This is a genomic window from Mycobacterium sp. TH-M25, assembly GCF_057473665.1.
In genome coordinates this window covers 1-2,984 of record NZ_JBYCLA010000493.1, presented here as the reverse complement: position 1 = coordinate 2,984, position 2,984 = coordinate 1, and the positions used below count along the sequence as shown (strand labels likewise).

At 62.1% G+C, this 2,984-nt stretch carries 2 protein-coding genes and 1 pseudogene; all 3 read left to right on the top strand.

Annotated features, from left to right (window positions below):
* Positions 1 to 19 precede the first annotated feature (19 nt).
* On the top strand, positions 20 to 604 hold the full coding sequence (locus AC2VOU_RS16630) for a TnsA-like heteromeric transposase endonuclease subunit (protein WP_486958358.1): 585 nt from the start codon (positions 20 to 22) through the stop codon (positions 602 to 604).
* Positions 597 to 2,753: a transposase family protein gene (locus AC2VOU_RS16625; RefSeq protein ID WP_486958357.1), complete on the top strand. Its 2,157-nt coding sequence runs from the start codon at positions 597 to 599 to the stop codon at positions 2,751 to 2,753. Before AC2VOU_RS16630 ends, AC2VOU_RS16625 begins: the two co-directional genes overlap by 8 nt.
* A gap of 6 nt (positions 2,754 to 2,759) precedes the next feature.
* Positions 2,760 to 2,984, top strand: a pseudogene (locus tag AC2VOU_RS16620) (hypothetical protein); the annotation flags it as partial.

Sequence of the window (2,984 nt, the reverse complement as noted above, 5' to 3'; positions counted from 1 at the left end):
CTCACGGCGTGCAAGGCACATTCCGGTGACGGCTTTCTCGGTAACCAATGATGACCATGTTTGGTTGGAGTCGGGGCTGGAGCATGATCTGCTGCGTATGTGCGACCGTGACCCGGACGTCGCGTGGGTGGTCTCGCAGCCGTTTCGGCTGTCATGGGCCGAGCCGACGTCGGGTAGTCATACCCCTGATTTGCTCACGGTCGGTGCTGGAGGCCAAGTGACGGTCTGGGACGCGCGGCGGCTTGAGGAGCAGGACGACGATTTCAGGATGCATGCAGACGTCGCCTTGCGTTGTTGCGGCGCGGTTGGTTGGTGCTACGAGGTGTTCAGCGAACTGGCGACGCACGAACGTTTGAACTTGTTGTGGCTGCACGGATTTAGGCGACGCCCGGCGTGGATGCACCGGCATGCCAACCTTATACGTCGAACAGCCGGCGGCACAGGGACCTCGTTGGGGGATCTGTTCACCCATGACGATGGCTCTGGAGAGCTGAAATCGGCTGTGTGGCATCTGGTGTGGGCCGGCCAGCTCGACATCGACCTCACGACCGGCATCACTGATGAATCGCGTGTCACCGTCAACGAGGAGTTGTGGGATGTCTGAGGGCCGCACACAACTTCGCGAGGGAACACGGGTATTAACTGACACCGGAACGGGTGTGGTGGCCGCGGTCGACTCATCGGGATACCTAATCCGGGACGCATTCGGCGAGCTGGAGTGCATCGGCTGGCCCGACGAAGCGGCAGTCCGTGAAATCACTCAAGGGGCAATGGCGCCACTAGCCGAAGCGTTACGACCTCTCTGGGACGCTCTAGACGACAACGCCAAACGGGTCGCCCTGGATCGCCTGGAGGTGGTGCAAGAAATCCTCACCGGCTATCGAGACGGCCATCGAGAACTGGCTCGCAAGGGTGAGCCGCGGTATCCGTTCGGGCCGGGGTTCGGCCTCTCTGAATCTCGCCGATGTGAGGCGATGGCGAGCCTGCTCGCCGAGGAACACCGTTACGACCGGGCGGCGCAACGGCGCATTCAGGACGGCGAGATTCAGGTTGGAACGACGAACCCGAGCACGATCAGAAAGTGGGTCAGGTCCTGGAAAGACGGCGGGTTAAGGGCGCTGATCGATGGACGTAGCCTACGAGCCCGAAAGTCGTGGGAAGTGATCGATCCCCGCTATCGGGCGGTCGCCGAGCAGGTGCTCGACACCCTCGATGGTGACAAGTCCATGGTTTCTATCAAGGAGCTGGATCGCCGGATTCGGGTCCGGCTTACAGATAGCGGCGTCAAAGACCCGAGAGTGCCCGAGCGGATCACCGGCGAGTATCTGTCCACGCTGCAAAGACAACGGGGCGCGACCCCACGAGCGCAGCGTAGCCGCAGTCTGCGGAAAACGTCGGGCGTACAGCACTTCCCCGCTATCCGCCCGGGGCAAGTCGCCGCAATCGATGCGACACGAGCAGACAATCTCGTGTATTCGCCACTGACTGGAGATTCCTACAGTGTCGAGATCTTAACCGCAGTGGACGTCGCCACTCGGGTCGTTCTCGCGCTGCGAGTGACGCCACGCAGCGCCGATGGCATCGACGCCGGGTTGATGGTTTACGACATCTGTCGCCCGTTCTCTTCGATCGTGCAGGAAACGGAGATGACCGACTGGCGCTGGGTCGGATTACCTGAACAGCTCGACTTATCGCAGACCCGCGTGCGGGTCGGACGACAACTGATAGCGCCCGACTTTTCGACTTTGCAGGGTCCACACCACCTCCCCTCGGTCCGGCCCGACGCGATCCACGCGGATCAGGGCGCCATTTTCGTTTCCCGGGTTTTCCGGGCGACGCTGCGCGACCTCGGTATCGATCTTCTGCTCAGTCGCGGCGGGCACCCGACGGACAATCCTCACGTCGAACGCTGGCATGAAACACTTCAACGCGCTTTACAACAATTCCCAGGCTACAAGGGCCGCAACACTTCTGAACGTGGACGGCTGGTCTGCGCCGAGCCCTTGATGACGGCCCGCGAGTTGCAGGACTTCCTGCGGCGTTTCGTGGCGCTGGACTACCACCGTTCATGGCACACCGGTTTGATTCTGCCGGGCGAGCCGGCCGCGCGGCTGTGCCCGCTGGAGATGTGGGACGCGCTGGTGGACGTCTGCGGCCGCATCGACGTACCTCAAACACCTGATCTGATCTATCAGTTCCTACCGGTGCGTTGGCTGACCATCAGCCACCAGGGAGTGGAATGGGCCAACCTGGTCTATGACTCGACGGTGCTCGATGATTATCGGACCGTACCGACCGGCTACTTCCGTGCCGGCGATCGCGCGGCACCCTTTCATGTCGATCCGCATGATGTTTCCCGGATATGGTTCCGCGACCCGAAGACCGACCGGGTAGAACCGATCGCGTGGCGCGGCGCCGCGCGCACTGATGCGCCGATGACCGCACGGATTGTCGCAACGGCGTGCCGACGGATCCGTGACCGGGGCGGCAACACGATCCTCAAAAGGGATTCGGCCACGCGCCAGATCCTCAGCGAATTAGTCGAATTGGCCCGCGTTGACAACCCCGATGGCGATTGCAGCCAGCTGGTAGCCGCGACACTTCGCGTCGAACAGGCCCGCAGGGATCACGACGAGGCGCAATACGCCATCGGGCAATACCCGCCAAAGACGGCACACAACGCCGCGGCGGCTGGGATCAGCGATCCGTCGATTGTGCGTAGGCGGTGGCCCGACCTGTTGATCGGAGACTGAACAAACATGGATTCCCGCCGATGGCATGACTGGTGCACCTCTGCTGTACCAGTCGAGCCGGGACCGCTGACACTCAAGCAATGGAACACCCTCGACAATGCTGCGCGCAGATCCCATATCAACCAATTGAAGCGGTGGCTCCACCAATGGTATTGCGACACCGTCCATTTCGATGCCGTAGCTGAGGGCTTGAGCGCGATCATCGACCGCACCGCCCAGACTCCGCCGGGG